Origin of the sequence: Mesotoga sp. B105.6.4 (assembly GCF_002896535.1) — a bacterium.
GTDB lineage: Bacteria > Thermotogota > Thermotogae > Petrotogales > Kosmotogaceae > Mesotoga.
In genome coordinates, this window is record NZ_JWIM01000026.1 from 3,366 (window position 1) to 4,447 (window position 1,082).

At 48.1% G+C, this 1,082-nt stretch carries 2 pseudogenes; both read right to left on the minus strand.

Annotation, left to right across the window (positions count from 1 at the left end):
* A pseudogene (locus RJ60_RS16065) lies at positions 1–401 on the minus strand (radical SAM protein); the annotation flags it as partial.
* A gap of 2 nt (positions 402–403) precedes the next feature.
* Positions 404–766: pseudogene (locus tag RJ60_RS16515) on the minus strand (radical SAM protein); the annotation flags it as partial.
* Positions 767–1,082: the final 316 nt, after the last annotated feature.

Here is a 1,082-nt window from a genome sequence, read left to right on the forward strand (position 1 = left end):
AACTCGTCCTTCATCATAACTTCGTGGTTGAGTCTTGTCGCTGTGACAGAAGTACCGTAGATTACTCCTGCTTCTCGCAGGATTTCCCATGCTTGCTTGATCTTGTTGAAGGTACCTCGTCCGCGTCTCCAGTCAGTTTCGCCTTCGAAACCTTCCACTGATACGGCAAAGGTCGCATTGCCAAGTTCGCCAAGCTTCTTCGCGACTTCCTTCGTTATGAGCGTTCCATTTGTGTAGACCTGGAAATACGAGTCGTTGAACTCCTCGAAAATCTCTAGAAGATGCGGCCAGACGAATGGTTCGCCTCCGGTGATGATAAAGAAGTAAATCCCAAGCTCGTTTGCCTGCCGGATGATCGAACTGACCTCTTCCTTGGAGAGCTGATACTTTCTTCCGTAAAGNNACAAGCGTAAGTTGGACTTATTACTAGAAGCTTAGGAATAACAACCTCGTGCTCCAGCATCTTCTCCTGTCTAATCTTCTCGCCTAATGCGAACTCATTTACAACGAGATTTGTCATAGCCTTTTCGACGGCCTTAGGACTGGATCTCTTGAAGACATTCTGCCAGGAAACGATCATCGGATGCTCTTCCTTGGCCATCTGAGTGAGTTTCTTCAGACCGCTCTTCGTCGGTTCCTTTGTCAAAGTGGCGACAGTACCAAAAAGCCTTCCAATATTTTCAGTCGAAGAATTTCTGACAACTGAACCCACATACTTCCCTGCCTGTCTCAGCATAGAAGCTTTCATGCTTTCTACAATACCCATGAATAACACCCCCAATAGATGTTTACTTACCGGTCGGTAAAATATTAAACCTTCAATGCTACACTTCATTGTCTTTTATATAAATAGTCTGCAACATGTGCTGTCTATTTGAGGGTGAGCAAGCCATTCATCGTGAAAGAGCATTGTCGAGACGTTCGCTGCGCTCACGAGAAGGCGAGAGAAAAGCCAGTCTGTTGACGCAAGGCTAGCGAAGATCACGCCGGGTCGCAATGCCCAGGAAAGCATCCGGGGACGCATTGCTGCCTTCGGCAGGAGGCGAGGCCGACTTCGTCGGGAAGTGATGCTGCTGCGCAGG